Source organism: Castellaniella sp. UC4447_H14 (assembly GCF_052978285.1).
This window is the reverse complement of the sequence record NZ_CM129666.1, coordinates 2,093,777-2,120,462: the sequence shown is the minus strand read 5'-3', so window position 1 is coordinate 2,120,462 and position 26,686 is coordinate 2,093,777. Positions and strand designations below refer to the sequence as shown.

General features: G+C 63.7%; 26 protein-coding genes. 18 read left to right on the top strand and 8 right to left on the bottom strand.

The annotated features are described in order from the left end of the window. Positions 1–54: 54 nt before the first annotated feature. Positions 55–1,068 carry a bile acid:sodium symporter family protein gene (locus ACVCMJ_RS10235; protein ID WP_447081311.1) on the top strand — a complete coding sequence of 338 codons (1,014 nt, stop codon included), beginning with the start codon at positions 55–57 and terminating at the stop codon, positions 1,066–1,068. A 168-nt stretch (positions 1,069–1,236) separates the two neighbouring features. Here ACVCMJ_RS10235 and ACVCMJ_RS10230 read toward each other — a convergent pair whose 3' ends face one another. After that, entirely contained in the window at positions 1,237–2,025 is a 789-nt protein-coding gene (locus tag ACVCMJ_RS10230; protein WP_447081310.1) for an exodeoxyribonuclease III, read from the bottom strand. Between the two features lie 140 nt (positions 2,026–2,165). After that, entirely contained in the window at positions 2,166–2,579 is a 414-nt protein-coding gene (locus ACVCMJ_RS10225; protein WP_447081309.1) for a DoxX family protein, read from the bottom strand. 423 nt (positions 2,580–3,002) lie between these two features. Here ACVCMJ_RS10225 and ACVCMJ_RS10220 point away from each other — a divergent pair, with 423 nt between their 5' ends. From ACVCMJ_RS10220 to pyrE, 8 genes are all read left to right on the top strand, one after another. Then, positions 3,003–4,148 carry an MFS transporter gene (locus ACVCMJ_RS10220; RefSeq protein ID WP_447082722.1) on the top strand — a complete coding sequence of 382 codons (1,146 nt, stop codon included), beginning with the start codon at positions 3,003–3,005 and terminating at the stop codon, positions 4,146–4,148. Between the two features lie 41 nt (positions 4,149–4,189). Beyond that, entirely contained in the window at positions 4,190–5,038 is an 849-nt protein-coding gene (locus ACVCMJ_RS10215) for a dihydroorotate dehydrogenase electron transfer subunit (RefSeq protein WP_447082721.1), read from the top strand. Then, the gene (locus ACVCMJ_RS10210) at positions 5,031–5,981 is read left to right on the top strand and encodes a dihydroorotate dehydrogenase (protein ID WP_447081308.1); all 951 of its coding nucleotides are present in this window, start codon (positions 5,031–5,033) and stop codon (positions 5,979–5,981) included. Before ACVCMJ_RS10215 ends, ACVCMJ_RS10210 begins: the two co-directional genes overlap by 8 nt. A gap of 37 nt (positions 5,982–6,018) precedes the next feature. Further along, entirely contained in the window at positions 6,019–7,278 is a 1,260-nt protein-coding gene (locus ACVCMJ_RS10205) for a hydantoinase/carbamoylase family amidase (RefSeq protein ID WP_447081307.1), read from the top strand. A 40-nt stretch (positions 7,279–7,318) separates the two neighbouring features. Then, complete coding sequence (locus ACVCMJ_RS10200; protein ID WP_447081306.1) at positions 7,319–8,029, top strand: orotate phosphoribosyltransferase; 711 nt, start codon at positions 7,319–7,321, stop codon at positions 8,027–8,029. A 12-nt stretch (positions 8,030–8,041) separates the two neighbouring features. Then, positions 8,042–8,941: a helix-turn-helix domain-containing protein gene (locus ACVCMJ_RS10195; RefSeq protein WP_447081305.1), complete on the top strand. Its 900-nt coding sequence runs from the start codon at positions 8,042–8,044 to the stop codon at positions 8,939–8,941. Between the two features lie 109 nt (positions 8,942–9,050). Then, entirely contained in the window at positions 9,051–9,377 is a 327-nt protein-coding gene (locus tag ACVCMJ_RS10190) for a hypothetical protein (protein ID WP_447081304.1), read from the top strand. 69 nt (positions 9,378–9,446) lie between these two features. Then, positions 9,447–10,115, top strand: coding sequence for an orotate phosphoribosyltransferase (gene pyrE / locus ACVCMJ_RS10185; protein ID WP_447081303.1), 669 nt, complete (start codon positions 9,447–9,449; stop codon positions 10,113–10,115). 47 nt (positions 10,116–10,162) lie between these two features. On the opposite strand, the gene gatB is transcribed toward pyrE, so the two are convergent. From gatB to gatC, 3 genes are read right to left on the bottom strand one after another with little or no spacing between them, the layout of a single operon-like run. Further along, complete coding sequence (gene gatB / locus ACVCMJ_RS10180; protein ID WP_447081302.1) at positions 10,163–11,620, bottom strand: Asp-tRNA(Asn)/Glu-tRNA(Gln) amidotransferase subunit GatB; 1,458 nt, start codon at positions 11,618–11,620, stop codon at positions 10,163–10,165. Continuing rightward, positions 11,620–13,143 carry an Asp-tRNA(Asn)/Glu-tRNA(Gln) amidotransferase subunit GatA gene (gene gatA / locus ACVCMJ_RS10175; protein WP_447081301.1) on the bottom strand — a complete coding sequence of 508 codons (1,524 nt, stop codon included), beginning with the start codon at positions 13,141–13,143 and terminating at the stop codon, positions 11,620–11,622. The genes gatB and gatA overlap by 1 nt, the downstream gene beginning before the upstream one ends. 4 nt (positions 13,144–13,147) lie before the next feature. Then, complete coding sequence (gatC, locus tag ACVCMJ_RS10170; RefSeq protein WP_447081300.1) at positions 13,148–13,456, bottom strand: Asp-tRNA(Asn)/Glu-tRNA(Gln) amidotransferase subunit GatC; 309 nt, start codon at positions 13,454–13,456, stop codon at positions 13,148–13,150. A 307-nt stretch (positions 13,457–13,763) separates the two neighbouring features. Here gatC and ACVCMJ_RS10165 point away from each other — a divergent pair, with 307 nt between their 5' ends. The 5 genes from ACVCMJ_RS10165 (at position 13,764) to rodA (ending at position 19,494) form a co-directional block, all read left to right on the top strand. After that, on the top strand, positions 13,764–14,807 hold the full coding sequence (locus ACVCMJ_RS10165; RefSeq protein WP_447081299.1) for a rod shape-determining protein: 1,044 nt from the start codon (positions 13,764–13,766) through the stop codon (positions 14,805–14,807). A gap of 91 nt (positions 14,808–14,898) precedes the next feature. Beyond that, a complete protein-coding gene (gene mreC, locus ACVCMJ_RS10160) occupies positions 14,899–15,780 on the top strand; it encodes a rod shape-determining protein MreC (protein WP_447081298.1) in 882 nt (293 codons plus the stop codon). Beyond that, complete coding sequence (mreD, locus tag ACVCMJ_RS10155) at positions 15,764–16,330, top strand: rod shape-determining protein MreD (protein ID WP_447081297.1); 567 nt, start codon at positions 15,764–15,766, stop codon at positions 16,328–16,330. Before mreC ends, mreD begins: the two co-directional genes overlap by 17 nt. A 3-nt stretch (positions 16,331–16,333) precedes the next feature. Next, entirely contained in the window at positions 16,334–18,358 is a 2,025-nt protein-coding gene (mrdA, locus tag ACVCMJ_RS10150; RefSeq protein ID WP_447081296.1) for a penicillin-binding protein 2, read from the top strand. After that, positions 18,355–19,494, top strand: a complete 1,140-nt coding sequence (gene rodA / locus ACVCMJ_RS10145; RefSeq protein WP_447081295.1) for a rod shape-determining protein RodA — start codon at positions 18,355–18,357, stop codon at positions 19,492–19,494. The genes mrdA and rodA overlap by 4 nt, the downstream gene beginning before the upstream one ends. A 58-nt stretch (positions 19,495–19,552) precedes the next feature. Here the strand turns inward: rodA and mutY are convergent, their stop codons facing one another. From mutY to ACVCMJ_RS10130, 3 genes are read right to left on the bottom strand one after another with little or no spacing between them, the layout of a single operon-like run. Next, positions 19,553–20,674, bottom strand: coding sequence for an A/G-specific adenine glycosylase (gene mutY, locus ACVCMJ_RS10140; protein ID WP_447081294.1), 1,122 nt, complete (start codon positions 20,672–20,674; stop codon positions 19,553–19,555). Continuing rightward, positions 20,674–21,582, bottom strand: a complete 909-nt coding sequence (locus ACVCMJ_RS10135) for a cell division protein FtsX (RefSeq protein ID WP_447081293.1) — start codon at positions 21,580–21,582, stop codon at positions 20,674–20,676. Before ACVCMJ_RS10135 ends, mutY begins: the two co-directional genes overlap by 1 nt. Beyond that, the gene (locus ACVCMJ_RS10130; RefSeq protein ID WP_447081292.1) at positions 21,579–22,250 is read right to left on the bottom strand and encodes a cell division ATP-binding protein FtsE; all 672 of its coding nucleotides are present in this window, start codon (positions 22,248–22,250) and stop codon (positions 21,579–21,581) included. Before ACVCMJ_RS10130 ends, ACVCMJ_RS10135 begins: the two co-directional genes overlap by 4 nt. 198 nt (positions 22,251–22,448) lie before the next feature. Here ACVCMJ_RS10130 and ACVCMJ_RS10125 point away from each other — a divergent pair, with 198 nt between their 5' ends. The 4 genes from ACVCMJ_RS10125 (at position 22,449) to ACVCMJ_RS10110 (ending at position 26,623) form a co-directional block, all read left to right on the top strand. Next, positions 22,449–23,465 (top strand): amino acid ABC transporter substrate-binding protein, encoded by a 1,017-nt coding sequence (locus ACVCMJ_RS10125; RefSeq protein ID WP_447081291.1) that lies wholly within the window; start codon positions 22,449–22,451, stop codon positions 23,463–23,465. Between the two features lie 83 nt (positions 23,466–23,548). After that, a complete protein-coding gene (locus ACVCMJ_RS10120; RefSeq protein ID WP_447081290.1) occupies positions 23,549–24,736 on the top strand; it encodes an amino acid ABC transporter permease in 1,188 nt (395 codons plus the stop codon). Next, positions 24,737–25,837 (top strand): amino acid ABC transporter permease, encoded by a 1,101-nt coding sequence (locus ACVCMJ_RS10115; RefSeq protein WP_447081289.1) that lies wholly within the window; start codon positions 24,737–24,739, stop codon positions 25,835–25,837. 45 nt (positions 25,838–25,882) lie between these two features. Beyond that, the gene (locus tag ACVCMJ_RS10110; protein WP_447081288.1) at positions 25,883–26,623 is read left to right on the top strand and encodes an amino acid ABC transporter ATP-binding protein; all 741 of its coding nucleotides are present in this window, start codon (positions 25,883–25,885) and stop codon (positions 26,621–26,623) included. The last annotated feature ends 63 nt before the right edge of the window (positions 26,624–26,686 follow it).

The window sequence follows — 26,686 nt, the reverse complement described above, 5'->3', positions numbered from 1 at the left end:
GTCAAACTAAGCTTTGCCCTTCCCGGTCTGAATCCTGCGGTATTTTCCTGGCTTATGTCTGCTGTTTCGAAACTGCGTTTGTTGTTCGACCGCTTCACCCTGACTCTGATTGCCGTCGTGGCGGCTGCCACGCTGTTGCCGGCCCACGGCGCGGGGGCGGTGTTTTTCAAATGGCTCACGACAGCGGCCATCGCCTTGCTGTTCTTTCTGCATGGGGCCAAGCTGTCCCGCCAGGCCATCATCGCCGGGGCCACGCATTGGCGGCTGCATCTCACCGTATTCATCTGGACTTTCGTGATTTTCCCGCTGCTGGGTTGGTTTCTTCGTCCGGTTCTGGTGCCGTTGCTGGGCGAGCCGCTTTATATCGGTGTGCTGTATCTGTGCACCTTGCCGGGGACCGTGCAGTCGGCCATTGCCTTTACCGCGATCGCTCGTGGAAACGTTCCGGCAGCGGTGTGCGCGGCCTCGGCCTCCAGTATCGTCGGGATCGTGATCACTCCGCTGCTGCTCCAGATGTTGCTGGGTGCCGACACCTCCGCCCTGGGTGCCGGGTCGTTGCTGCAATCGATCGGGCGCATCAGCGTGGAGATCCTTTTGCCGTTTATCGTCGGGCATCTGTCGCGTCCTCTCATCGGGCCGTGGATGGACCAGCATCGCAAGCTGGTCACCAATGTGGATCAGAGCTCCATCATGCTGGTGGTCTACACGGCGTTCAGCGAATCGGTGGTGGCCGGGCTATGGCAGAAGGTGGACTCCGTCTCCCTGCTCTGGCTGGGAGTGGTCTGCTGTGCGCTACTCGCGCTGGTGCTGGTGCTGAATACCTGGTCTACCCGCCGCCTGGGCTTCGGCCGCGCCGACGAGATCACGATCGTATTCTGCGGTTCAAAGAAGAGCATGGCCAGCGGCGTGCCCATGGCGAGCGTGTTGTTCAGCTCGGCCGTCATCGGCCCGGTGCTGTTGCCGCTGATGCTCTTTCACCAGATCCAGCTGATGGTTTGCGCGGCGCTCGCCCAGAACTACCAACGCCAGTGGGCGGCTCAGGGCGGGCCCGAGCATACGGCCGCTTAGTGACCCGTTTGGTTAGTTTGTGCACTTATATTCGGATGCATGGGCTTGCCAGACAAGGCGCAAACCGCAGCGATAGCAGTGGCTATCGCGAGGATTTGCAACGCCGTATGGCGAGCCCAGGTGCCGAAGACAAGTATTCGAATTAGCCAAACGGGACACTAGGGTCGATCAATCCTTGTAGATCACCGTCAGCGGCGCGTGGTCGCTGAAACGCTCGTCCTTGTAGATGGATGCGCCTACGGCCCGTGCAGCCATGCCGGGCGTTGCCACATGGTAGTCGATACGCCATCCTACGTTCTTGGCCCATGCCTGGCCGCGGTTGCTCCACCACGTATAGGCATCGCCCGTGGTGTCGGGGTGAAGCGCGCGGTAGACGTCCACCCAGCCCTGGCTGTCGAACAGCTTGGTCAGCCAGGCGCGTTCCTCTGGCAAAAAGCCGCTGTTCTTGCGATTGCCGCGCCAGTTCCTCAGATCGATCTCGTGGTGGGCAATATTCCAGTCGCCGCACACGACGAACTCCCTGCCCGTGTCGCGGTGTTCCTGCATCAAGCCCCGCAACCAGACCTCGAACAGGTCCAGGAACCGGTATTTGGCGGTCTGACGTTCGTCGCCGCTGGTGCCGGAGGGCAGATAGGCGCTGACCACGGTCAGGCCGGGCCAGTCGGCCCGCAGGATGCGCCCTTCGGCATCGAATTCCGGGCTGTCCATGCCGATCAAGATATTCGTGGCGGGTTGGCGGACATAGAGGCCCACACCGCTGTAGCCCTTTTTCCCGGCGTGATGGAAGTAGCCGGTGTAACCGTCCGGATGGCGCATCTCCTGGCTCAGGTCGGCATCGTGGATCTTGATTTCCTGCAGGCAGACGATATCGGGCTGCGCGGTGGCCAGCCAGCCGGGAAGGCCTTTGCGAAAGGCCGAACGGATACCGTTGAGGTTCAGAGTGGTGATGCGCGGCACGCGAGGCTCCTGTGTTCGGCGATCCCTGAACTGTAGCGCATCCGGTCGCGCGGGCCGGGCTGCCGGGCGTGGCGGCCGGATGCGCGGGTGGAGTGATTGGCCCTGTCGGTCACATGGATTCGAATGAGCCAAACGGGCCGCTAGGATCGGGTTCGCCCCATCAACGCGTCCAGGCTCCATGGGCCGGGGCCGTACAGGAAAAGCAGGAAGAAGACAAAGGCGTAAAGAATGGCCGTCTCGCCGCCGGTCAGGATGGGAAGCAGGAAGTGTCCTTTCGGGGCGACGTGGCCCACCAGATAGGCGGCCGCCCCCAGCCCCGACGCGACGAAGGCGGCGGGACGGGCGAACAGGCCCAGCAGGACCAGGGCGCCGAAGACCAGCTCGATGATGCCGGCGATGCCGAAGATAGACGTGACCTGGAGATGTTCGAACGCTGCCACGTGCGGAGTGCCGAAGAGCTTTGCGGTGCCGTGGATAAACAGCATATAGCCCGCCCCGATGCGGATCAGGCTCGTGATGCGTGGCGCCCAGGTGGCGCAGAGGGAGTTGTCCATGGTTGTCCTCGAAGCGTGACACGCGGTCACATGGAGTTGAAATCCTACACTACAAAAACCATGATCGGAACAGGGTTGTGTGACGCGAGATGGAGGGGCCCGTTCTGCCCTCTAGTTGCAGTTTTGTCCAAGGGCCCGCATGAGCCATCGGAGCGAGCCGCCGTCCTGCGGGCTAGGTGAAAGTACCTAGTCAAAATCAGCCGATTCCACTGTTCGCTGTCTAAAAATTTAGTTTAGTATAAAAAAATAGATAATAAGGCCCGCGGCGGCGTGCGCCGTTCGGCCGTGCCTCCCCTCTCATCCGGACATAGGAGTCAAACAGTGGACGCTCAACTCAACTTTGAACAACAGGGTGACGGGGCCTCCGACGCTGTGACGCCCTACGCCTGGAAGGCGCTGTGGGGATCGGCGATCGGTTATGCCATGGACGGCTTCGACCTGCTGATCCTGGGGTTCATGCTGGCCGCGATTTCGGCCGACCTGCATCTGGCGCCGGGGCAGGCGGGCGCCCTGGTGACCTGGACGCTGGTGGGGGCCGTCTGTGGCGGCATCGTCTTTGGTTCGCTGAGTGACCGCTACGGCCGGGTGCGGGTGCTGACCTGGTCCATCCTGCTGTTCGCCCTGTTCACCGGGCTGTGTGCATTTGCTCAAGGCTACTGGGATCTGCTGATCTACCGGACCGTCGCCGGGATCGGGCTGGGCGGTGAGTTCGGCATCGGCATGGCGCTGGCGGCCGAGGCCTGGCCCGCGCGGCATCGGGCGCGGGTCTCGTCCTATGTGGCGTTGGGCTGGCAGGCCGGGGTGCTGCTCGCGGCCATCGTGATTCCGTTCTTGCTGCCCCATATCGGCTGGCGCGGCATGTTCCTGGTCGGCATTTTCCCGGCCATCGTCGCCTGGGCCATCCGCCGTCATCTGCATGAGCCGGATCTGTTCGTCGAGAAGGTCGAAAAGCGCCGCGGCAGCCTGATGAATTCCTATCGCATGCTGGTCAGCGATCCGCGCACCACGCGCACCAGCGTGGGCATGTTCATCCTGTGCTCGGTGCAGAATTTCGGCTATTACGGGATCATGATCTGGATGCCCAGCTATCTGGCGAAATCCCAGGGCTTCGGACTGACCAAATCCGCAGTCTGGACGGGAGCCACGATCCTCGGGATGGCGTTCGGCATCTGGCTCTTCGGCCATCTGGCCGACCGCGTCGGCCGCAAGCCCACTTTCCTGATCTACCAGTTGGGCGCCATTGTCATGGTGCTGTATTACTCTCAATTGACCGATGCCAACACCATGCTCTGGGCGGGTGCGGTGATGGGGCTGTTCGTCAACGGCATGCTGGGCGGCAATGGCGCGGTGATGTCCGAGGCCTATCCGACAGAGGCGCGCGCCACGGCGCAGAACGTTCTGTTCAACCTGGGACGTGCCGTGGGGGGCTTCGGGCCGCTGGTGGTCGGCGCGATTGCGGCAGCCTATTCCTTCCATGTGGCCATCGCGCTGCTGGCTTCCATCTATGTGCTGGACATGCTGGCGACGCTGTTTCTGATTCCCGAACTGAAGGGAGCGGAGTTGAAGTAATGATCGTCAGGGCGCGCGAGGATCTGCCGCAGTGCGTGGACATGCGGGATGTGCAGGGTTTCCGGCGCAATGCGCAGGCTGTGGCATCGCATGTCTGCCGCGTGCGGGAACACCGCTGGGTGAACGCCCGCTACAAGTACCTGCGCCTGGAGGCCGATGCGGATCTGGCCGATGTGACGCGTCCGGGTCAGTTCTATCAGTTGAAATGCCCCGTCACGGACGCCTCGCAGCCGTTTCTGTTGCGACCCATGAGCGTCTACGGTACGGGGCCCGGAGCGGGCGGAATCCAGTTTCTGTACAACGTCACGGGTACCGGAACGCAGGCGCTGTCGGAACTGCGGGTCGGCGACACGCTGCCGATCGTGGGCCCGCTGGGCAACACGTTCACGGTGCAGCCGGCCTTCCGGCGCATTCTCCTGGTGGCCAGGGGGGTGGGCCTGGCGACGCTCGCTCCGGTGGTTCGGGCAGCAGCATCGGCAGGCACGAATATCGTGGCCGTCATGTCGGCCCGAGCGCCGGCGGACTTGATGCGCGACGAGTTCCTCGGGGATGTAGCGGCCGACGTTCATTGCGTGTATGACAGCGATGGGTCGTCATCGGTGGACCGGGTCGAAACCCTGGTGCGCCGCCTGTTGACCGAGCAGCCGGCCGATGCGGTCTACACCTGTGGATCGCAGCGTCTGCTCATGCTGCTGCAGCGCGTGCTGGGCGATTTCCCGGCGGTGCTGGGCGAGGTCGCCATGGAGCAGCGCATGGCCTGCGGCATGGGGGTGTGCCTGTCCTGTGTCCGCCTGTTCGAGGTGGACGGCGGCAAGCAGTTCCTGCGGGTTTGCCGCGATGGGCCTGTATTTGCCATCCGCGATGTCGTGGGCGAGGTGCACTATGGTTGATCTGGCAGTGGATCTCGATGGCCTATCCTTGTGCAGCCCCATCATGCCGGCTTCGGGCTGCTTTGCCATCGAATACGCCGAGGCGCTGGATTTCAATCAGCTGGGCGCGCTGGTCATCAAGAGCGTCTCGCCCAGGAGCCGGCCCGGCAACCCGACGCCGCGGGTGGCCGAGACTGCCGCAGGCATGCTGAATTCCATCGGGATTCCCAGCAAGGGGCTGGACTACTTTCTGGATCATGTGCTGCCGCCCTATCTGCAGTTCCGCACGCCGGTGGTTGTGTCCGTATCGGCTGACACTGTGGGCGAATTCGCGCAGGCGGCTGCGCGGCTGTCGGTGGCTGGCGTGGCGGCTATCGAAGCCAATATTTCCTGCCCCAACCTGGAGGCCGACGGCCTGGCGTTTGCCATGGATCCGGAAGCGACCTGCGCGGCCATGCGGGCGGTGAAGTCGGAGACGATGCTTCCCGTGTGGGCCAAGCTCACGCCCAACGTCTCGCATGTGGCGGAGATTGCCTGTGCGGCCGAATCCGGTGGCGCCAATGCCCTGGTCATGGGCAACACCGTGCTGGGAATGGCCATCGACGTCCATACGCGTAAGCCGCGGCTCGGGAATGTCATGGGCGGCCTGTCGGGCCCGGCGATCAAGCCCATCGCAGTGCGCATGGTGTACCAGTGCCACCGCAGCGTCAGCATTCCCATCATCGGCTGTGGCGGCATCGCGTGTGCTGAAGACGTCGTGGAGTTCATGCTGGCGGGTGCCAGCGCCGTGCAGGTGGGGGCTGCGTCGTTCCAGGATCCCGGGATTATGCAGAAGATCACCGATGACCTGGTCAGGTTCTGTGATGAGACGGGAGTTCAGTCCGTCAGCGGACTGACGGGCGCCCTCGCCCTGGACGCGGATCTGACCGACAGTTGGCTGCGCATGGCGCAGCAATCGGGGTAGCCCGCTGTGGCGGCTGTAATCTTGAAGGTGCTGCGCAATGACGATCGATCTCATTCGGTATCGCGGGCTGGCGGAGAAGATTTTCGCTGACGTCCGTGAGTTTTCGTTTGACGGTGTGGGTATCACCCGCGAAAGCTATGGGCGTGGTGAGTCGGCGGCCGCCGATTATTTGCGCGATTTTGCGGAATCGGAGGGTCTGACCGTACAGGCCGACCGGGCCGCCAACCTGATATTCCGTTTCCCGGAGACCCCGGTCGGCGATCCGGTTGTCTGGATGGGTTCTCACATGGATTCGGTGCCTCAGGGCGGCAACTACGATGGCCTGGCGGGGGTGGTGGCCGGATTGCTGTGTCTGGTGGCGCGTCGCCGCGAGGGCGTGGGCGGTCCGTTCGAGGTCATCGGCTTGCGGGGCGAAGAAAGCGCCTGGTTCGGAAAGGCCTACGTGGGATCCAGCGCGTTGCTCGGCATACTGTCCGAGGCCGACCTTGCGCTCAGGCGCCGCGGCGCAGAGGAATCCCTGGGCGACTGCATGCAGGGGCTGGGTGCCGACATGACGGCCATTCGGGCCGGTGAGCGGCTGTTTGATCTCGCTCATGTGAAAGCGTATCTGGAGCTCCATATCGAACAAGGACCGGTCATGGTGGCGCGCAACCTTCCGGTGGCCGTGGTGTCCAGCATCCGTGGCAATTTTCGCCACAATCACGTTGTCTGCGAGGGGGAGGCGGGGCATTCGGGGGTGGTGCCCCGCTGGTTGAGGCACGACGCCATGTTTGCGGTGGCTGACCTGCTGATGCGGCTGGATGAACACTGGCGCATGCTGCTCGAACGCGGTACGGATTTGGTGTTGACGGCGGGGATCGTGGGAACCCATCCGGCGGATCATGCTGTATCGCGCATTCCGGGCCGCGTCGCATTCAGCCTGGAGGCGCGCAGCCGCAGTACGGACACGCTGGAGGCCTTTTATCAGCTGGTGCGGGCGGAATGCTCGGCGATTGCGCACGAGCGCGGAGTGGCGTTCGAATTTGACCGGCGAGTCCTGTCGGCCCCGGCCACGATGAACGTGCGGGTATGTGATACGCTTTCCGCCGCTTGCGCGGCACTGGAACTGGCTCACGACGTGATTCCGAGCGGCGCGGGACATGACGCGGCCTTGATGGCGAATGCGGGGATTCCCAGCGGCATGGTGTTCGTGCGCAATCAGAACGGTTCGCACAATCCGCGCGAAGCCATGGAGCTGGACGATTTCATGCAAGGTGTGCAGGTGCTCAGCAATGCCCTGGAGCCCCTGTGCGCGTGAGGCCCGCGCCGAGTCCGGCCGTGCTGTTGGAGGGGTGGGAATGATGAATCCGTCGACGTTTTTTGGTCCCGATGTCTTCGGGCAGCAGGCCGACCCGGCCGTGGCTGTGGCGCGTGCGCTGCTGGACGCGGGTTGCGTCAGACTGCGCGCCGACGAGCCATTCCGCCTGCCGTCGGGCTGGGCAAGTCCTGCTTACATCGATTGCCGGCGGCTGATCTCGTTTCCGGATGTGCGCCGTCAGCTCCTGGCGCATGGTCTGCACATGCTGCAAGCGCATGGTGCGCTGGACGGACTTGTCGCGGTGGCCGGCGGCGAGGCCAGCGGGATTGCGCTGGCTGCCTGGATGGCTGAGGCGTTCGGGTTGCCCCTCCAGTATGTGCGCAAGCGGCGTACCAGCCGCAATCAGGTCGAGGGCGTCGTTGCGCCAGGGGGCAGGGTGCTGCTGGTCGATGACATGATGGCGGGTGGCCAGTCCAAGCTGCGGTTCTGTCGGGCTTTGATGGCCGCGGGCGCGCACATCGACACGCTGTTCGTCGTGTTCGACTATGGTACATTCCCGACCGATGAACTTCTGGCGCCGCTGGGGGTATCGGTCTGCGCCCTGGCGACGTGGCGGGACGTGCTGGAGGTCTGGCGAGCCGATGGCGGCCCGGACCCCTTGGCCCTGCACGATTTCGAATCTTTCCTGGCGGATCCGGCTGGCTGGTCGCAGGCGCACGGCGGGTTGGCACAGAATCCGGTCAGGCCTTGAGGGACATTGGTCATGCTGGATGCGCCCGCCTTCAGGTCCGCGATCGATTATGCCGCTCTCGGTGACCGCCTGCATGCGTATCGCATTGGCGCCGCGCTGCAGGCTGAGGACGTTGCCGCGCGCCTCGGCATTTCCCGTGCGGCGGTCTACCGCATGGAAAAAGGCGAGATCGTCAAGATCGATACGCTGGAGCGGGTCGCCGAACTGCTGGGGACGTCGCTGGCGTCGTTGCTGGGCGTGGAAGTCGAATACTATGCCAATGCTCTAGGGTTCTTTGAGCGCATGCGTCAGCTCGAACGCAGTGCCGACAGTATCTTCGCCCATTTTGAACCCGTCTCTCTCCTGCTGGCGTCGGACGACTACCCGGCGCTGCTGCGTGACATGCTGCTGGAGGTCACCGCCCGGCGGGCCGGCGGGGCGCTCACCGAGGATCAGGCAGATGCCATCATTGCGGTGATCGATGACCGACGGAGGACCTTCCGCGAACGGCGCCCCCAGGTCGTGGGGTTGATCGGCATGCATGGGCTGGAGCGTTTTCTGCAGATGGGAATGGTGGGGAGGATCCGGCTGTCGGAGACCGTCCGGCGGCGGCGCCTGGCCGCCGCGCGCCAGGAGATCAGCCGGCTGGCTGAGCTGATGGCCAATGAGCCGCTCAATGTTCGCATTGGCCTCATCGATGATGCCATGCCGGCGTCCACCTTTGAGTTTTTCTCGGGGCCTTCCGGCAAGGCAGTGGCGGTCAGTCCGTTTCGGTTGGGAGAGCTGCCCAATGTCCGCAACGGGATCGCCACCGTGACGTCGGCACCGGAAGCCATTCAGCGCTATGAGCACCTGATTGCCCGCTTGTGGAAGAGCGCTTACAAGGGTGCCACCGGCGCGGCCCACTTGCACAAATTGCTGAGCCGGCTCTGATGGCGGGAACCCTTGCAGCGATGAGCCTTTCTGACGCCGCGCCCGTTTGCGGCTATGCTATCCGACTGTTCTCATGAGAGGCGGTCGTCTGAATCTGGAGTTTCCGGTCATGACATTCAAGGAAATCACTCGGCGTTTCGCACAGTCGGAATCGGGCAGCGATTCGTTCAAGCAGTTCTACAAGGACGCCTTTCAGCTCATGAAACAGGACCCGGTCAACGCCGGGCTGTATTTCGTGGTGGGTATCGCTGCTCAGACCTACGTCATCAAATACGAGGATCAGGCCGTCGCGCCGGAATTCGCGGATCGCGTGAAGACGACGCTGGAGTCTTTCAATGCTCGGCTGCTGGCTGCGCTGGATCTGGACGCCCACGATCGCTTGAAAGTCCTGGGCGAAGTGGCCGTGGACTACGAATGGAACGAAGACGCCTTCTGATTCCGGTCCAGCTGGCGCGCCTGCAAACGGCGCGATAATGGCACGTTTATCCCATTCGAGACCTTCATCATGCCCGGGACGCCCGCCCTCGCTTTCGTTCGTTTTGCCCTGGAACGCGGGGTTTTGCGCTTTGGCGAATTCAAGACCAAATCCGGGCGTGTCAGTCCTTATTTTTTCAACGCGGGGCTGTTCAACGACGGCGCCTGCGTCGGACGGCTGGGCCAATTCTATGCCGAAGCCCTCGTGAATTCCGGGGTGACGTTCGACATGCTGTTCGGTCCCGCCTACAAAGGCATCCCGCTGGCGACGACGACGGCAGTGGCGCTGGCCGGACATCCGAGGCTGGCCGGGCGCCTGGTGCCCTTCGCCTTCAATCGGAAGGAAGCGAAGGATCACGGTGAAGGCGGGGTGCTGGTGGGGGCACCACTCGCCGGTAAGGTGGTGATTATCGACGATGTGATCACCGCCGGCACTTCCGTGCGGGAGTCCGTGAAGCTGATTCGCGCGGCCGGCGCCCAGCCGGCCGCTGTGCTGATTGCCATGGACCGCATGGAACGCGCGGGTTCGAGCAACAATCTGTCGGCGCACTCGGCGGTCCAGGACCTGGAGCAGGCCTATGGCATTCCAGTCATCAGCATTGCGTCGCTCACGGACGTGATCGGGCTGCTGGACGGCGATGAGGAACTCGCTGCGCACCGCGAGGCGGTGGTCGCCTATCGCGCCCGCTATGGCATCTGATCGGACCCTGCCATCGGCGGGGCGTTTTTGACTCGCGGTCGGGCGCCTCAGCCGCCCAGTTTCTGTTTCAGCAGCGTGTTCACCTGCTGCGGATTGGCCTTGCCGCGCGCGGCTTTCATGACCTGACCGACCAGCGAATTGAAGGCCTTCTGCTTGCCGGCGCGGTATTCCTCGACGATGGCCGGGTGCGCTGCCAGTACCGCGTCTATCATGGCTTCGATGGCGCCGGTGTCGCTGATCTGGCGCAGGCCGCGCGCTTCGATGATCGCGTCCGGATCACCGCCCGATTCGCCGGACCACATGGCCGTGAAGACGTCGCGCGCGATTTTGTTGGAAATCGTGCCGTCCTGGATGCGCTGGATGAGCGCGGCCAGGCGTGCCGGCGAAACCGGTGATCGGCCGATTTCCAGTTCGTCGCGGTTCAGTGCGGCCGACAGTTCCCCGAGGATCCAGTTGGCGGCCTGCTTGGCCTGGTCGGCCGGCAAGGCGCCAGCGGCCGCCTCGAAGTAATCGGCGATGGCGCGGTGCAGCGTGAGCTGCGCCGCATCGTAGGCCGTCAGGCCCATATCGGATTCGAAGCGCGCGCGCTTGGCGGCGGGAAGTTCCGGCAAGGCCGCTCGTACGTGCTCGATCCAGTCTTGCGACACGATCAGCGGCGGGAGGTCCGGATCCGGAAAATAGCGGTAGTCGTTGGAGTCTTCCTTGGAGCGCATGGTGCGGGTTTCGTCGCGCTCGGAATCGTAGAGGCGGGTTTCCTGGCGGACGGTTCCGCCGTCCTCGATCAGTTCGATCTGGCGACGAGCTTCGTACTGGATGGCGCGTTCGATGAAGCGAAATGAATTGATATTCTTGATTTCGCAGCGGGTCCCGAAGGCTTTCTGCCCCTTGGGGCGCACCGAGACATTGGCATCGCAACGGAAAGAGCCTTCCTGCATGTTGCCGTCCGAAATTCCCAGCCAGACGACGAGTCCGTGCAGCGCCCGTGCGTAAGCCACTGCCTCGGCCGCGGAACGCATTTCGGGCTCTGACACGATCTCCAGCAGCGGCGTGCCGGCGCGGTTCAGATCGATCCCGCTGGAGGATTCGCCGTGCGGACCCTGAAAATGCTCATGCAGGGACTTGCCGGCGTCTTCTTCCAGGTGGGCCCGTGTCAGGTTGATCGTGTGTTCCTGCTCGCCGACGAAGAACGACAGTTTGCCGCCGATCACGATGGGCAGCTCGAACTGGCTGATCTGGTAGTTCTTCGGCAGGTCCGGGTAGAAATAGTTCTTGCGCGCGAACACCGACCGGTTGGCGACCGTGGCGCCTATGGCCAGGCCGAAACGGATGGCTCGTTCCACGGCGCCCCGGTTCATCACCGGCAGCGATCCCGGAAGCGCCATGTCCACCGCATTGGCCTGGGTGTTCGGAACCGCGCCGAACTGGGTGCTGCTGCGGGAAAAGATTTTCGATTGCGTGGAAAGCTGGGTGTGGGTTTCCAGCCCGATGACGATTTCCCAATCCATTATGCGAGTCCTGGAATACGTTGATGCCAGTCGGTGACCTGCTGGTAGCGGTCGGCAATGGCCAGCAGTCGGCCCTCGTCGAAATAGCGGCCGACGAGCTGCAGGCCGATGGGCAGCCGCCCGGCCGAACCGCCGAATCCGCAGGGTACGGACATGCCCGGCAGCCCGGCCAGGCTGACCCCCAGGGTGTAGATGTCGGCCAGCCAGTCGGCGATCGGGTCCTGTTTGTTGTCGCCGATGCGGCGTGCGACGTCGGGTGTCACCGGACCCATGATCACATCGCATTCTTCTGTGAGCGCCCGCTGGAAGTCGTCCACGATCATGCGGCGCACGCGCTGCGCCTGCAGGTAGTAGGCGTCATAGTAGCCGTGCGACAGCACATAGGTGCCCACCAGGATGCGCCGGCGGACCTCGTCGCCGAAACCCTCGGTCCGCGAGCGGCTGGTCATGTCGATCAGGTCGCCGTAGTGCTCCGCGCGGTGGCCATAGCGGACCCCGTCGTAGCGCGACAGGTTGCTGGAGGCTTCGGCCGGGGCGATCACGTAGTACGCGGGGATGGACAGGCGGGTGCGCGGCAGCGAGATGTCCACGCGCGTGGCGCCCAGCGATTCGAACACTTTCAGGGCCGATTCGATCGCCTCGGCCACGCAGGCGGCCAGACCCTCGTTGAAGAATTCCCGCGGCACACCGATCCGCAGCCCGTGCAGCGGTCGTGCACCGGCCGCCTCGAAGCGGGATTGTGCCGCCGAGAAATCGGCCTGGATGCGGCCCGTGGCGTTGGGCTTGCCGTCGCACGATTCCAGGCTGGTGGAGTCGTTGGCGTCGAACCCGCTCATGGCGTCCAGAATGGGCACCAGGTCGCATGCGTTGCGCGCCAGCGGCCCGGCCTGATCCAGGCTGGACGCGTAGGCAATGATCCCGTAACGGGACACCGTTCCGTAGGTCGGCTTGATGCCGCTTACCCCGCACAGTGCGGCGGGCTGGCGCACGGATCCGCCCGTGTCGGTGCCGGTGGCCGCCATGACCAGCCGTGCGGCCACGGCAGCGGCGGAGCCGCCCGAAGAACCGCCCGGCACCCGGTCCGGGTCCCAGGGATTGCGGACCGGTCCGAAGGCGGAGTTTTCGTTCCCCGATCCCATGGCGAATTCGTCGCAACTGAGTTTGCCCAATGAGACGGTGCCGGCCGTGCGCAGATGGTCCACCACGGTGGCGTCGAAGGGACTGGTGTAGTTCGCCAGCATCTTGCTGGAGGCGGTCGTGCGCCAGCCGCGCGTGACGAACAGGTCCTTGTGGGCGATGGGGATGCCGGTCAGCGGCCCGGCGGTGCCGGCTGCCAGTGCGTGGTCAGCGTCGCGGGCCTGAGCCAGCGTCAATTCGTCGTCGATGTGCAGGAAGACGTGAGGGTCGGCGTGGCTGCGGGCTGCCCTCAGGGCGTCGGTTGCGAGTTCGACCGCGTTCACGCGATGCTCGCGCAGCGCCAGGTTCAGATCCGGGATGCTGGGAAATTCCGAAAGCAGGGTCATGGTTTCATTCGATGACGGTCGGGACCAGGAACAGGCCCTCATGGGCGGCGGGGGCGTTGGCCATGCAGGTGTCCCGAAGGACCACGGATTGCGGGGGTTCGGCGGCATCGTCGCGCAGGCGCAGGGCGATGTCCTGGTGCGCGGCCAACGGATGCGCCATGGGCTCTATGCCGTGCGTGTCGACGGCCTGCAATTCCTGGATCAGGCCCAGGATGCGGGTCAGTTCCTGTTGGGCGCGTTGCTGGTCGTCGGCGCTGAGCTGCAGCCCGGAGAGCCGTGCCAGCCAGGCGATGTCCTGTTCGGTAAGTGCCATGTCAGTATGCCTCGGTGTCCTGCCCGCATGATTTCAGCATGGAATGATCCGGGTGGGACGTGATGGATCGCCGCCGCGCCTGCGGGCGCGGCCGAACGGCCGGAATGTAACCAGAAATGGGCAAAGCAATGATTTTGCAATACATTACGGCTCTGTTCCGGCGTATCCGGAGAGGATTATAAGTTATCATTGCTGATTCGATGCGGCCTCTCCGGCCTGCACTGCCGATGAGGCGGTTGTCCTCAGCGTCGGCGGCGCCGGGTCGTTCGCGCGGATCCCCCTGTCCCCCATTTCCATTAGTGCGCCCATGTTCGGATTTCTACGCAGCTATTTTTCCAGCGACATGGCGATCGACCTCGGTACGGCCAACACGCTGATCTATGTCCGCAGCAAGGGCATCGTGCTGGATGAACCCTCGGTCGTCGCCATTCGCCACGATGGCGGCCCCAACGGCAAGAAGATCATTCAGGCCGTCGGCCGTGAAGCCAAGCAGATGCTGGGTCGCGTGCCCGGCAACATCGAAGCCATTCGTCCCATGAAGGACGGCGTGATCGCCGACTTCACCGTGACCGAGCAGATGCTCAAGCAGTTCATTCGCATGGTGCACCCTCGCAGCATGCTGGCCCCCAGCCCCCGCATCATTGTGTGCGTCCCTTGCGGTTCCACCCAGGTCGAGCGCCGCGCGATCCGTGAATCGGCGCTGGGCGCCGGTGCCAGCCAGGTCTATCTGATCGAGGAGCCCATGGCGGCTGCCATCGGTGCCGGGCTCGCGGTGTCGAATGCCAGCGGTTCGATGGTGGTCGATATCGGCGGCGGCACGACCGAAGTCGCCGTGATCTCGCTGGGGGGGATGGTCTACAAAGGCTCGGTGCGGGTCGGCGGCGACAAGTTCGACGAGGCCATCATCAATTACATTCGCCGCAACTACGGCATGCTGATTGGCGAGCCCACGGCCGAACTCATCAAAAAAGAAATCGGCTCCGCTTTCCCGGGCTCCGAAATCCGCGAGATCGAGGTCAAGGGCCGCAATCTGTCCGAGGGCGTCCCGCGCAGCTTCACGGTATCGTCCAACGAAATCCTCGAGTCCCTGACGGATCCGCTGAACCAGATCGTGTCGTCCGTGAAGACCGCGCTGGAACAGACGCCGCCGGAACTGGGCGCCGATATCACCGACAAGGGCATTGCTCTCACGGGCGGTGGCGCCTTGCTGCACGACCTGGACCGGTTGCTCCAGGAAGAAACCGGACTGCCCGTCATCGTCGCCGAGGATCCGCTCACCTGCGTGGTGCGCGGTTGCGGTGAGGCGCTGGAACATCTCGAGCGCCTGGGCGGCGTGTTTATCTACGATTGATCCGTCTGTTGCGGTCTCGCCGGCTCCCGCCTCCATCTGAACGGGATGAACGGCGCGGGCGAGACGCTCAGGCCATTGTTGCTGTCCTGTCATGCGAGAACCGGGCAAACTGACGCTCTTCAAGACTGGGCCCAGCGTGGAAGTGCGTCTGGTGCTGCTGGTGGTGGTGTGTCTGGCCCTTGTGGTGGTGGATGCGCACTGGGCGGTGATGGCGCCTGCCCGGCGCGCGGTGTCTGTGGCGATCTACCCCTTCGAGCGGGTCGTCCTGGCCCCGCGTGATGCCCTGGAGTATTTCGACAGCTGGTCGCACGCGGCGACGCTCGCGCGCGATGAGCAGGATGCGCTGCGCCGCCAGCGTATCGAGATGGCGCAGCTTTCCACGCACGCGGCGCAGCTGGCCGCCGAAAACGAGCAGCTCCGGCGCTTGTTGAATGTTTCCGAAAAAATCTCGCAGAAATCGGTGGCGGTGGAAGTCTTTTACGTGCCGCCCAATGCCTTCAGCCATCGGCTGATTTTCAACAAGGGATCTCGCGCGGGCATAGAGCCTGGCATGCCGGTGATCGACGAGGGCGGCGTGGTCGGGCAGATCATCCGCGTGACGCCGTATACGTCCGAGGCGGCGTTGCTCATCGATGACCAGGTGTCCATCCCGGTGCAGGTGCTGCGCAATGGCTTGCGGCTGATCGCCTTTGGCAGTGACGAAATTGGCAAACTGGAGGTCCGCTACCTGTCGGGCAACGTGGATATCAAGGCGGGAGATACGCTGGTCACCAGCGGTATCGGCGGATTGTTTCCCGCCGGCTTGCCCGTCGGGCGGATCGAAAAGGTCGACCATGACCCAGGCACGGGTTTTGGCATGGCCATTGCCGAGCCCTTGTCCCATCCCGAACGCTACCGGCATTTCCTGGTGTTGCGCGTGGACGTGAGCGACGTGCCCAATCCCAAGGAAATCGAGCATGAGCTCACCCACTAACCCACCCATGCGGTCCTCGCTGATGGCGTTGCAGCCCATCGATGCGGCGCCTTTCGCGCGGCCCGCACCCTCGCTGCTGGTCTGGGGATCGTTGCTCTTCGTATGGATGGCCTCCTTGCTGCCCTGGAGGCTGTGGTCTCCCGTGCCCGACATCCTCATGTTGGTGCTGGCCTTCTGGTGCCTCCATGAGCCCCATCGGGTGGGGCTGTTCACCGCCTTCGTGCTGGGGCTGCTCATGGACGTCCATGACTCGGGGCTGCTCGGCCTGCACGCGCTGTGTTATGTGCTGGTCGCCTACGGCATGCTGAGGCTGAACCGCAGGCTGCAGCACTTCGGCTTCAATCCGGTGGTGCAGATGCTGCATGTGGTTCCAGTGTTCATCGTGGCGCTCATGGCATCCCATTTGCTGGGGGCTTGGCTCAACGGAGAATGGGTGGGATGGGACTGGCTGTGGTCGGCGCTGATCACCGGGGTGCTCTGGCCACTGGCTGACGTGCTGCTGCTGCTTTACCAGCGTCGCCTGGATGGCGGGGACGTGGGCTCCGTCTGAGTCATGTTCGAATTTCGCAAGACCAGCCAGCATCAGCGCCAGACGGTGCTCTTGCGCGCCTGGGTGGCCGGGCTGTTCGCGCTGGTCTGCCTGCTGTTGCTGGTCGGGCGCCTGTGGTTCCTGCAGGTGGTGCGATATGACAACCTGTCGGCGCGCGCGGAGCAGAATCGCATCGCGATCGTGCCGATCCCGCCGAGGCGCGGCCAGATCATGGACCGCAATGGGGTGGTGCTGGCCCACAATGAGCGCGATTACACGCTCCTCGTCACCCGGGCCCAGCTCAAGGGCAATGTGGAAGCGATGCTGGATCGGCTGGGGGAACTGGTCTACATCAGCGCCAACGATCGGCGCAAGTTCCTGCGCCTCTTCCAGCAAAGCGGCCGCTACGCGCCGGTCCTCCTGCGCAACAATCTGAACGACATCGAGGCTTCGTGGTTCGCGGTGCACGCCTATCGGTTTCCGGGCGTGAGTCTGGAAGCGCGCTGGGTGCGTTCCTATCCCGAGCGGGAATCCGCCGCTCATGTGTTGGGGTTCGTCGGACGGATCTCTGAAGAAGACGAGCAGCAGCTCGAGGAATCGGGCCAGGCCGGCAATTATCGCGGCACGCAGGTGATGGGCAAAAAGGGCATCGAGAAGACCTGGGAAAAAACCCTTCACGGTCGGACCGGTGTGGAGGAGCTCGAGGTCACGGCGACCGGGCGGCCCGTCCGGGAGTTGAGCCGCACCGACCCCATTCCGGGTTCGAATCTTGAGCTCTCCCTGGATATCGGCCTGCAGAAGCTGGCCGAGTCCCAGTTTGAAGGCAAACGAGGGGCGCTCGTGGCGATTGCGCCCAAGACAGGCGAAGTGCTGGCCTTCGTTTCGGCGCCATCCTTCGATCCCAACTTGTTCGTCGACGGTATCGACGTGGAGAACTGGAAGAAGCTGAACGATTCCCCCGATCATCCACTCATCAACCGGCCGCTGTACGGAACCTATCCGATCGGTTCCACCTACAAGCCGTTCGTGGCGCTGGCGGCGCTGCAAATGGGCTTGCGCTCGCCGACCGAACTCATTCCCGACCCTGGCTATTTCGAGCTGGCCGGACAGAAGTTCCGCAATGCCGCGGGCGCCATCTATGGCCCCACCGACATGCACAAGGCCATCGTCAAATCTTCCGACACCTATTTTTTCTCGCTGGGTGCCATTATGGACGTGGACAAGCTGCACGATTTCAGCAAGCAGTTCGGCTTTGGACAAATCACGGGCATCGACCTGGATGGGGAACGCCGGGGCGTGCTGCCGTCGCGCGCCTGGAAGCGCCAAACCTATCACAAGCCATCGCAACAGCATTGGTATCGTGGCGAGACGGTGTCGGTGACGGTAGGGCAGGGTTACAACGCGTTCACTCTGCTGCAGCTCGCGCAGGCGACCTCCGTGCTGGCGGACAACGGCGTCTACATGAAGCCGCATCTGGTGCGCCGCATCATCGATCCCATTACCGGGCGCTTCAGTTATCCCGTGACGGGCCCGCAATACACCATCAAGCTGGATCCCAAAAATCTGAAAATCATCCGGGACGCCATGGTGGACGTGGTGCGGCAGGGCACCGCGCGCCAGGCCTTTCTGGGCGCGAGCTATCAGGCGGCCGGCAAGACCGGGACGGCGCAGGTCTATAGCCTGAAGGGCGCCAAGTACAAGTCCCATGCCGTGGACAAACGATTGCGCGACCACGCCCTGTTCATGGCCTACGCGCCGGCCGATGACCCGCAGATCGCGGTGGCGCTGATCGTGGAAAACGGCGGCTGGGGCGCGTCCGTGGCGGCGCCCATCGCGCGCAAGGTGTTCGATTACTGGCTGGATCCGGCTCGCGTCGCCGCGCGCCAGGAACAGCTCCGCGCCGAAGAGGCCGCGCGCGCCCAAGTCACCAAGGCGGCGGGCCAGCCGGAGACGGCCCCCGCTGCCGAGGATGAGGAGAGCCCCGAGCCGGCGCCGCTGCCCGATGGCAGCGATGAGCCGGAAGACGGTGCCCAGGAGGATACCCCGTGAAACTGCTCGTCCCGGCGGTCCGCCGCATGTTTGCCGTTCTGGATTGGCCGCTGCTTGCGCTGCTCATCGTGATGGCACTCGTTGGCATGGCGACCATGCATTCGGCTGTGGGCAACACGGATTGGCGCTTTTCCGACCAATTGCGCAATTTCGTGATCGCCTTCGTGGTGATGTGGGGCGTGGCGCTGTTGCGGCCGACGTGGATTCTGAAGATGGCGCCGTACATCTATGCGCTGGGCATTGCGCTGCTGGTGGCCGTCACGCTGTTCGGAGCGACGAGCAAGGGCGCCACCCGGTGGCTGGACGTGGGCGTGGCCCGCATCCAGCCGTCTGAAATGATGAAGATTGCCGTGCCGCTGATGCTCGCCTGGTATTTCCAGCGGCAGTCCGTGAGCCGCATCCGCATCCGCGATTTTCTGGTGGCCGGGCTGCTGCTGGCCGTTCCGGCAGTGCTCATCATCGACCAGCCCGATCTGGGAACCGCGCTGCTGGTGCTTGCCTCAGGGTTCTGCGTCATGTATTTCGGTGGGTTCTCCTTCAAGCTGCTCATCCCGGTGGTCCTGGTGGCGGCCGTGGGGCTGGGGACGCTCGTCTCCTACGAGGATCAGATCTGTCAGCCCGACGTGGACTGGGTCGTCTTGCATGACTATCAGAAATACCGGGTCTGCGTGCTGCTCAATCCCGGGATGGATCCGCTGGGCAAGGGCTTTCACACCATCCAGTCCATGATCGCCGTGGGCTCGGGTGGCGTCTATGGCAAGGGTTATATGCAGGGCACCCAGTCCCACCTGGATTTCATTCCGGAGCGCACCACGGATTTCATTTTTGCGGTGTTTGCCGAGGAATTCGGCTTGTATGGGGGGGTGGCGCTGCTGGCTCTGTATGCGTTGCTGGTGTTGCGGGGGCTGAGCATCACGGTGCGGGCTCCCACCCAGTTCGGCCGGTTGATGGCCGGAGCCATGTCCATGATGATGTTCGTCTACGTGTTCGTGAATATCGGGATGGTGACGGGAGTCTTGCCGGTCGTCGGAGTCCCGCTGCCCTTCATGAGCTATGGCGGCACGGCGCTCATCACGCTGGGGGTGGCCTGCGGGCTTCTGATGAGCATCGGATCGGACCGTCCTCGCGCGCCTTAGCGACCCGCTCCGTGGCGGGACGCCGGGCTGCAAGCCAGCCGGACTGCACGCTCGGTGCTCATGTCGGCGGAGGCTGCTCCAGATAGAGTCCTCGCAGCAGGCGGGCGATCGGAGCGGGCATCCCAAGTTCATGCAATGTGCTGATCGGGACCCAGGTGTGGCCGGGGGGCGTGTCGACGGTGGGGGCGCCCGGGAGGCGCAGCCTCCATGGCTGCAGATGCAGACGGAAGTGCGTGAAGGCGTGATCGAAGGCCGCCAGCTTTTCCAGCGGGGGCGCGTCAACGTCCGCCAGGTCCCGGCGGAATGCGGTCAGCCTGTCCTGCGCCTCGAATTGCGGGAGCGACCACAGCCCGCCCCAGATCCCGCGCTCGGGGCGTCGATGCAGGAGGACGGCCCCGCCGCACTGCACGATGATGACATGGCCGGATTGCTCGGGCTGGGGGCGGCGCATGCGCGGGCGGGGCAGTTCGTGTTGCCGGCCTTGTATCCGGGCTGCACAGTCATCCGATAGCGGGCAGCGTGGGCAGTCCGGATTCGTGCGGGTGCAGACTGTTGCCCCCAGATCCATTTGCCCCTGGGTGTAGGCCCGCATGTCCAGATCGGCCGGCGATTGTGCCAGCCATTCCCGGGCCCAGGCCCACAGTTGCCGCGTGGAAGCGCTGGCTCCCGGATCCGCCTCGAGCGCATGGTGCCGCGCCAGGACGCGGCGCACGTTGCCGTCCAGGATCGCGGCGCGCTCGCCCCAGGCGAAGGCGGCGACGGCGGCTGCGGTTGAGGGGCCGATCCCTGGCAGCGTGGCCAGATCGGCCGAACTGCGCGGGAAGTGCCCGCCGTGGTCGTCGCGTACCGCCTGGGCACAGCGGTGCAGGTTGCGGGCGCGAGCGTAATACCCCAGCCCCGCCCAGGACTGCAGCACGGCGTCCAGCGGTGCGTCCGCCAGCGCCCGGACGTCCGGAAAACGGACCAGGAAGTTCCGATAATAGGGGATGACGGTGGCGGCCTGCGTCTGTTGCAGCATGATCTCGGACAGCCAGATCCTGTAGGGATCGCGGCTGGCCTGCCAAGGCAGATCATGGCGCCCGCTACGGCGCTGCCAGGCGGCGATGCGCGAGGCGGGATCGGCCGGCTCGGCCGGTACGGGCGCGTCATGGCCGGATGGATCGCGGCGTGCTGCTGTCATCAGAACTGCGTGTGGCGGGTGACCGACAGGCGGGCGGCGACGGCACCCAGAATGATGATGAGCGCACCCCACAACACCAGGTCCGGCACCGCCGGAAGATGGATCACCCATTCGATGCCGTAGCTATGGGCGAAGTGGCCCAGGATCGCATTCAGGGGAACGAGCGCGGCGCGCGCGAGCAGTACCGCCACCCCGCTGGCCGCCAGTCCGGTCAGCGCCCCCAGGTACAGGAAGGGACGGCGCACGAACGATTCGGTGGCGCCCACAAGTCGCGCCACGGCAATTTCCTCGCGTTGTGTAAGGGCCTGCAGCCGGACGGTGTTGAAGACGGTCGCCAGCACCACAACCGCCACCGCGATCGCCAGCAGGCCCAGTCCCATGCGGACGAATGAGAGCAGCGATTCCAGCCGCCGGACCCACTCGCTGTCCATCTGCACGTGGGCGACGCCGGGCCATTGCTGCCAGGTCTGCGTGAGTGATGCCGCGTCCTGGGCGGGCGATGCCGAATCGCGCAACGTGACCACGATGGCATCGGGAAGAGGATTATCGGGCAGTGCGTCCAGCGCCTGCGCCCAGGCAGGATCGGCGCGGAGCTGTGCCATGGCCTGGTCGCGCGGGAGCAGCCGCGCCTTGGCGACGTGGTCGCCCGACTCCTTCTGGATGCGGGCGAGCAACGTCTGCTGGTCGGCGGCGCTGGTTTGCGGAGCCAGGAACAGCGTCAACTCGGGCGTGACGGCCAGTTGGCGCGCCAGCGGCTGACTGGACTCGAGGACGGCGGCGCCCAGAATGGGAACGGTCAGCATGAGCGCGATGACCACGATGTTCGCCAGCGACGAGAAGGGATGCAGACGCAGCCGATGCAGAGCCACGCGCAGAGCGTAGCGGTGATGGCGCAGCCAGCGGTTCATGCCGGTACCCCCGCGAGATCGTTGAAGCGGCCGCCGTCGATGTGCAGCGTGCGCTGTGCGTAGTGGCCCATGAGTGCGGTGTCGTGCGAGGCGATCAGGGTGGTGACGCCCACCTGGTTGAAGTCGCGGAAGACGTCCATGATGTGTACGGCGCTGTCGTGGTCCAGGTTCGCGGTCGGTTCGTCCGCGATCAGGATGGTGGGGCGTCCCACGATGGCCCGGGCGATGGCCAGCCGCTGCTGCTCTCCACCCGACATCTCGATGGGACGCAGGTCTTCCTTGCCGCGCAGGCCTACCTTTTCCATGGCGGCGCGCGCGCGGGTCGCCGCCGTGCCGCGGTCCAGGCCGGTCACATTCAGCGGCAACAGCACATTGTCGAAGGCCGTGCGGTCGAACAGCAGATGAGCGTCCTGCAGGATGAGACCGACCGTGCGCCGCAAGTAGGGCCGGGCGCGCGCGGGAAGCCGGTCGATGCGGTGGCCGTTGACGGTCACGGAACCCCGGCTTGGCGGCTCCAGGCCGCCCACGAGCTTGAGCAGCGTGGACTTGCCGGCGCCCGATGGCCCCGAGACGAAAATGAATTCTCCGGGTTCGATGTGAAAGTTGACATCGGCCAGGATGTTTCGGCTGCGCCCGAACGACTTGAAGACGTGCTGGAACTCGATCATGCGTATCCTGAGAAAGCGTCGCGACGCCGATATGCCGCAACGCAGCATCATTTGCGGTTGCAGGGATATCCCCCATGTTTTGGCAGCCGGTATCACGCTACGATTCCGGCCTGATGGAGCGACTCCACAAGATTGTATTCCGTCTCATTCAACGCCACCTGCAACGAAGACAGGAAACTCTGAAAGAAGGGAAGAAACATGAAAGTCATGAAACTGGCGGCGATAGGCGCCGCGCTACTGTTTGCCGGCACCACTGCTCAGGCGGGGGATACCTACAATACGGTCAAGCAGCATGGTTATGTGCAATGTGGCGTGAACACCGGCTTGCCGGGTTTCTCGCTGGCTGACAGCAAGGGTGTCTGGAAGGGCCTCGATATCGACACCTGCAAGGCCGTCGCGGCCATGGTCTTCGGAGATGCCACGAAATTCAAGGCCACGCCGCTGACCACCCAGCAGCGCTTTACCGCGCTGCAGTCCGGCGAAGTCGACGTATTGACCCGCAACACGACGGCCACGATGTCGCGTGACACCACATTGGGTCTGATGAGTACGGGCACCAACTACTATGACAGCCAGGGTGTGCTGGTCAAAAAGAGTCTCGGCGTCAAGAGCGCGACCGAACTCAACGGCGCTTCGGTGTGCGTGTTGCAGGGCACCACCACCGAGCTGAATCTGGCCGATTGGTTCCGTTCGCACAAGCTCGACTTCAAGCCCGTGGTCATCAACACCTCCGAAGAAGGCTTCCGCACCTTCGAGTCGGGCCGTTGCGACGTGGTCACCAGCGACAAGTCGCAGCTTGCCAGCCTTCGCGCTTCGTCGGCTACGCCTGACGATTACGTCATCTTGCCCGAAAACTTCTCCAAGGAGCCGCTGGGTCCGCTGGTGCGCCAGGGCGACGACGAGTGGTTCATGGTCGTGCGCTGGGCGCTGAATGCCATGATCGAAGCCGAGGAGTACGGCATCACATCGAAGAACGTGGACGAGATGACCAAGTCCACCAACCCCAACATTCAGCGTATCCTGGGGGTGTCGGGCGACATGGGCAAGGGCCTGGGGCTGGACAAGAAGTGGGCCTACAACATCATCAAGCAGGTGGGCAACTACGGAGAGTCCTTCGAGCGTAATCTCGGCATGAGCTCACCGCTGAAGCTGGAACGTGGCTTGAACGCCCAATGGAGCAAGGGCGGCATCCTGTACGCCTGGCCGATCCGCTGATCGGTTTCCTTTGACGGCCGGGGGGCTTCCCCCGGCGTCGTGCGCCCTTCGGGGCGCCTTTGCGTCCTGCCGCGATTCTCCTTATGAATGACACGAAACACCGCGCACCCAGGGCCCCCCGGCGTCGCTGGTCCTGGAACGATCCAGGAACACGGGCCCTGGTGTACCAGATCCTGATCCTGGGTCTGGTGGCACTGGGGGTGTGGTATCTGGCCTCCAACACGCTGCACAATCTTGCGGCGCGCAATATCTCAACCGGTTTTGCCTTCCTGCACGAGGAAGCGGGCTTCGCCATCGGCGAATCCCTCATCGAATATTCCCCCGCCGACACCTATGGCCACGCCGTATTGGTGGGCTTGCTCAACACGCTACGCGTCTCGGTGATCGGGGTGATTGCGGCGACCCTGTTCGGGACGCTGCTGGGCATCGGCCGTCTGTCGAAGAACTGGCTGGTCTCGCGCCTGGCTGGCCTCTACGTCGAGGTCATGCGCAATATTCCGCTGCTGCTGCAGCTCTTTTTCTGGTATGCGCTGATCACTGAGGTAATGCCGGGACCCAGGCAGGCGCTTACGCCGATCCCGGGCGTTTTCGTTTCGAATCGGGGCCTTAAAATTCCGTGGCTGAAGGGCGATGCCATGGACTGGATTTTCGGGGGACTCGCGCTGGCCATCGTGCTGATCGTGCTGCTGGCCCATTGGGCACGGCGCCGCCAGCAATTGACTGGACGAATCTTCCCGCTGGTGCGTGCGTCGATTGCGTTGCTCGTCGTGGTACCGCTGATTCTTTGGTGGGTCAGCGGCAGCAGCATTGTGGTCGATCGCCCGGTGCTGAAGGGCTTCAATTTCCAGGGTGGGCTGAATCTCTCGCCCGAGTTCGCGGCGTTGCTGGCCGGGCTGGTCATCTATACGTCGGCGTTCGTGGCCGAGGTCGTGCGCTCCGGGATCCAGGCGGTGGATCAAGGGCAATGGGAGGCTGCCGCCTCCATCGGGCTGCCGCGGTCGCGGATCCTGCGGCTGGTGGTCCTTCCGCAAGCCATGCGGGTCATCATTCCCCCCATGACGAGCCAATACCTGAATCTGACGAAGAACAGCTCGCTGGCGGTGGCCATCGGCTACCCGGACATCGTCGCCGTCACCAACACCATTCTGAACCAGACGGGCCAGGCGATTGAAGGCATCATGATCATCATGGCAGCCTATCTGGTGGTCAGCCTGTCCATTTCGGTGTTCATGAACTGGTACAACAAGCGCATTGCGCTGGTGGAGCGATAGATGGACAAAGCTCTCCGCTCCGGCAGCCCCGACCGCTTGCCGCCGCACACCGACGCCGGGATTATCGGCTGGCTGCGCACGCGCCTGTTCTCCTCGCCGTTGAACGCGGTCCTGACCATTCTCGCCTTGTGGCTTCTGCTCATGGCGATTCCGGCGCTGATCGACTATCTGTTCGTGAAGCCCGATTTTTCGGCAACGACCGCTGCGCAATGCCGCGAGACCGGCGGCTACTGCTGGGCGTTCGTACGCGAGAAACACCGCCTGATCCTGTTCGGGATCTATCCTTATGCCGAGCAGTGGCGGCCTTTGCTGGCGTCGGTCATTCTGGTCGCCGTGGTGATCTGCAGTTGCATTCGCTGGTTCTGGAAGCCCTTCCTGGGTGTGCTGTGGCTCCTGGCGCTGGCCGCCTTCGGTGTCTTGATGTGGGGCGGTGTCTTTGGCCTGACCTATGTCGAGAACAGCCGCTGGGGCGGCTTGCCGGTCACACTCATCCTGTCGACCTTCGGGATTGCGCTGGCATTTCCGTTCGGCCTGCTGCTGGCGTTGGGGCGGCGCTCGGACATGCCGGGGGTGAAGGCTGTCTGCGTGGTCTACATCGAGCTCATCCGTGGGGTGCCGCTGGTCAGCCTGCTGTTCATGTCCTCGGTCATGTTGCCGCTGTTCCTTCCGGAGGGCTTTTCCATCGACAAGCTGCTGCGCGCGCAGATCGCGATCATCCTGTTTGCCGCGGCTTATGTGGCCGAGACGGTGCGCGGCGGGCTGCAGGCCATGCCCAAGGGGCAATACGAGGGTGCGCAATCCATTGGGCTGAGTTATTGGCAGTCCATGCGCAAGATCATTTTGCCGCAGGCGCTGAAGATCGTGATTCCACCGCTGGTGGGGATTTTCATTTCGCTCTTCAAGGATACGTCGCTGGTTGTGATCATCGGGATATTCGACCTGACCCAGGCCGCCAAAGTGGCCGTGTCCGACGCGGTCTGGCGCGGGTTCAGCACCGAGGCCTATTTGTTCATCTCGGTCATTTATTTCATTTTCTGTTTCTCGATCTCGCGCTACAGCCTCTCGCTGGAACGTCAGCTTGATCAGGGACAGAAACGTTAGTCTTTTGCGCGGGTCCGGTCGCCGGGGCCGCAGGAGTCCTCATCCATGTCGGAACCCATCATCCGCCTGAAGAACGTCAACAAATGGTATGGCCAGTTTCATGTCCTGAAGGACCTGAACCTGGATGTCGCGCCAGGCGAACGCATCGTGATCTGCGGGCCGTCGGGATCCGGCAAATCCACGATGATCCGCTGCATCAACCGGCTGGAGGAACACCAGGAAGGGGAGATCATCGTCGATGGCACGGAACTGACCAACGACCTCAAGCAGATCGAGGCGATCCGGCGCGACGTGGGCATGGTGTTCCAGCACTTCAACCTCTTCCCCCATATGACAGTGCTTGAGAACCTCACGCTGGGACCTGCCTGGGTGCTCAAGCGATCCAAGGCCGAGGCCGAAGCGACCGCCATGAAATACCTGGAGCGGGTGCGCATTCCGGATCAGGCCCACAAATATCCCGGCCAGCTCTCGGGTGGGCAGCAGCAGCGTGTCGCCATCGCCCGGTCGCTGTGCATGAACCCCAAGATCATGCTGTTTGACGAGCCGACCTCGGCGCTCGATCCCGAGATGGTGAAGGAAGTGCTGGATGTCATGGTCGAGCTGGCCAGGGAATCCGGCATGACCATGCTGTGTGTCACGCACGAAATGGGCTTCGCGCGCAAGGTCGCCGATCGCGTGATCTTCATGGATCATGGCGAGATCATCGAGCAGAACGCGCCGGATGCGTTCTTCGACCACCCACAGAACGAACGCACCCGCCTGTTTCTCAGCCAGATCCTTCATTGATACGCATTTTCACAGATTGGCCCGCACTTCTTGTTACGCTAGTGAACCTACGTGTTGACAAGG

Bases quoted from the DNA above. Each gene is read 5' to 3' on its own strand.
- ACVCMJ_RS10235 (WP_447081311.1), top strand. From the start codon at position 55: ATGTCTGCTGTTTCGAAACTGCGTTTGTTGTTCGACCGCTTCACCCTG.
- ACVCMJ_RS10225 (WP_447081309.1), bottom strand. From the start codon at position 2,579: ATGGACAACTCCCTCTGCGCCACCTGGGCGCCACGCATCACGAGCCTG.
- ACVCMJ_RS10220 (WP_447082722.1), top strand. From the start codon at position 3,003: ATGGACGGCTTCGACCTGCTGATCCTGGGGTTCATGCTGGCCGCGATT.
- ACVCMJ_RS10215 (WP_447082721.1), top strand. From the start codon at position 4,190: ATGCGGGATGTGCAGGGTTTCCGGCGCAATGCGCAGGCTGTGGCATCG.
- ACVCMJ_RS10210 (WP_447081308.1), top strand. From the start codon at position 5,031: ATGGTTGATCTGGCAGTGGATCTCGATGGCCTATCCTTGTGCAGCCCC.
- ACVCMJ_RS10205 (WP_447081307.1), top strand. From the start codon at position 6,019: ATGACGATCGATCTCATTCGGTATCGCGGGCTGGCGGAGAAGATTTTC.
- ACVCMJ_RS10200 (WP_447081306.1), top strand. From the start codon at position 7,319: ATGATGAATCCGTCGACGTTTTTTGGTCCCGATGTCTTCGGGCAGCAG.
- ACVCMJ_RS10195 (WP_447081305.1), top strand. From the start codon at position 8,042: ATGCTGGATGCGCCCGCCTTCAGGTCCGCGATCGATTATGCCGCTCTC.
- ACVCMJ_RS10190 (WP_447081304.1), top strand. From the start codon at position 9,051: ATGACATTCAAGGAAATCACTCGGCGTTTCGCACAGTCGGAATCGGGC.
- pyrE (WP_447081303.1), top strand. From the start codon at position 9,447: ATGCCCGGGACGCCCGCCCTCGCTTTCGTTCGTTTTGCCCTGGAACGC.
- gatB (WP_447081302.1), bottom strand. From the start codon at position 11,620: ATGGATTGGGAAATCGTCATCGGGCTGGAAACCCACACCCAGCTTTCC.
- gatA (WP_447081301.1), bottom strand. From the start codon at position 13,143: ATGACCCTGCTTTCGGAATTTCCCAGCATCCCGGATCTGAACCTGGCG.
- gatC (WP_447081300.1), bottom strand. From the start codon at position 13,456: ATGGCACTTACCGAACAGGACATCGCCTGGCTGGCACGGCTCTCCGGG.
- ACVCMJ_RS10165 (WP_447081299.1), top strand. From the start codon at position 13,764: ATGTTCGGATTTCTACGCAGCTATTTTTCCAGCGACATGGCGATCGAC.
- mreC (WP_447081298.1), top strand. From the start codon at position 14,899: ATGCGAGAACCGGGCAAACTGACGCTCTTCAAGACTGGGCCCAGCGTG.
- mreD (WP_447081297.1), top strand. From the start codon at position 15,764: ATGAGCTCACCCACTAACCCACCCATGCGGTCCTCGCTGATGGCGTTG.
- mrdA (WP_447081296.1), top strand. From the start codon at position 16,334: ATGTTCGAATTTCGCAAGACCAGCCAGCATCAGCGCCAGACGGTGCTC.
- mutY (WP_447081294.1), bottom strand. From the start codon at position 20,674: ATGACAGCAGCACGCCGCGATCCATCCGGCCATGACGCGCCCGTACCG.
- ACVCMJ_RS10135 (WP_447081293.1), bottom strand. From the start codon at position 21,582: ATGAACCGCTGGCTGCGCCATCACCGCTACGCTCTGCGCGTGGCTCTG.
- ACVCMJ_RS10130 (WP_447081292.1), bottom strand. From the start codon at position 22,250: ATGATCGAGTTCCAGCACGTCTTCAAGTCGTTCGGGCGCAGCCGAAAC.
- ACVCMJ_RS10125 (WP_447081291.1), top strand. From the start codon at position 22,449: ATGAAAGTCATGAAACTGGCGGCGATAGGCGCCGCGCTACTGTTTGCC.
- ACVCMJ_RS10120 (WP_447081290.1), top strand. From the start codon at position 23,549: ATGAATGACACGAAACACCGCGCACCCAGGGCCCCCCGGCGTCGCTGG.
- ACVCMJ_RS10115 (WP_447081289.1), top strand. From the start codon at position 24,737: ATGGACAAAGCTCTCCGCTCCGGCAGCCCCGACCGCTTGCCGCCGCAC.
- ACVCMJ_RS10110 (WP_447081288.1), top strand. From the start codon at position 25,883: ATGTCGGAACCCATCATCCGCCTGAAGAACGTCAACAAATGGTATGGC.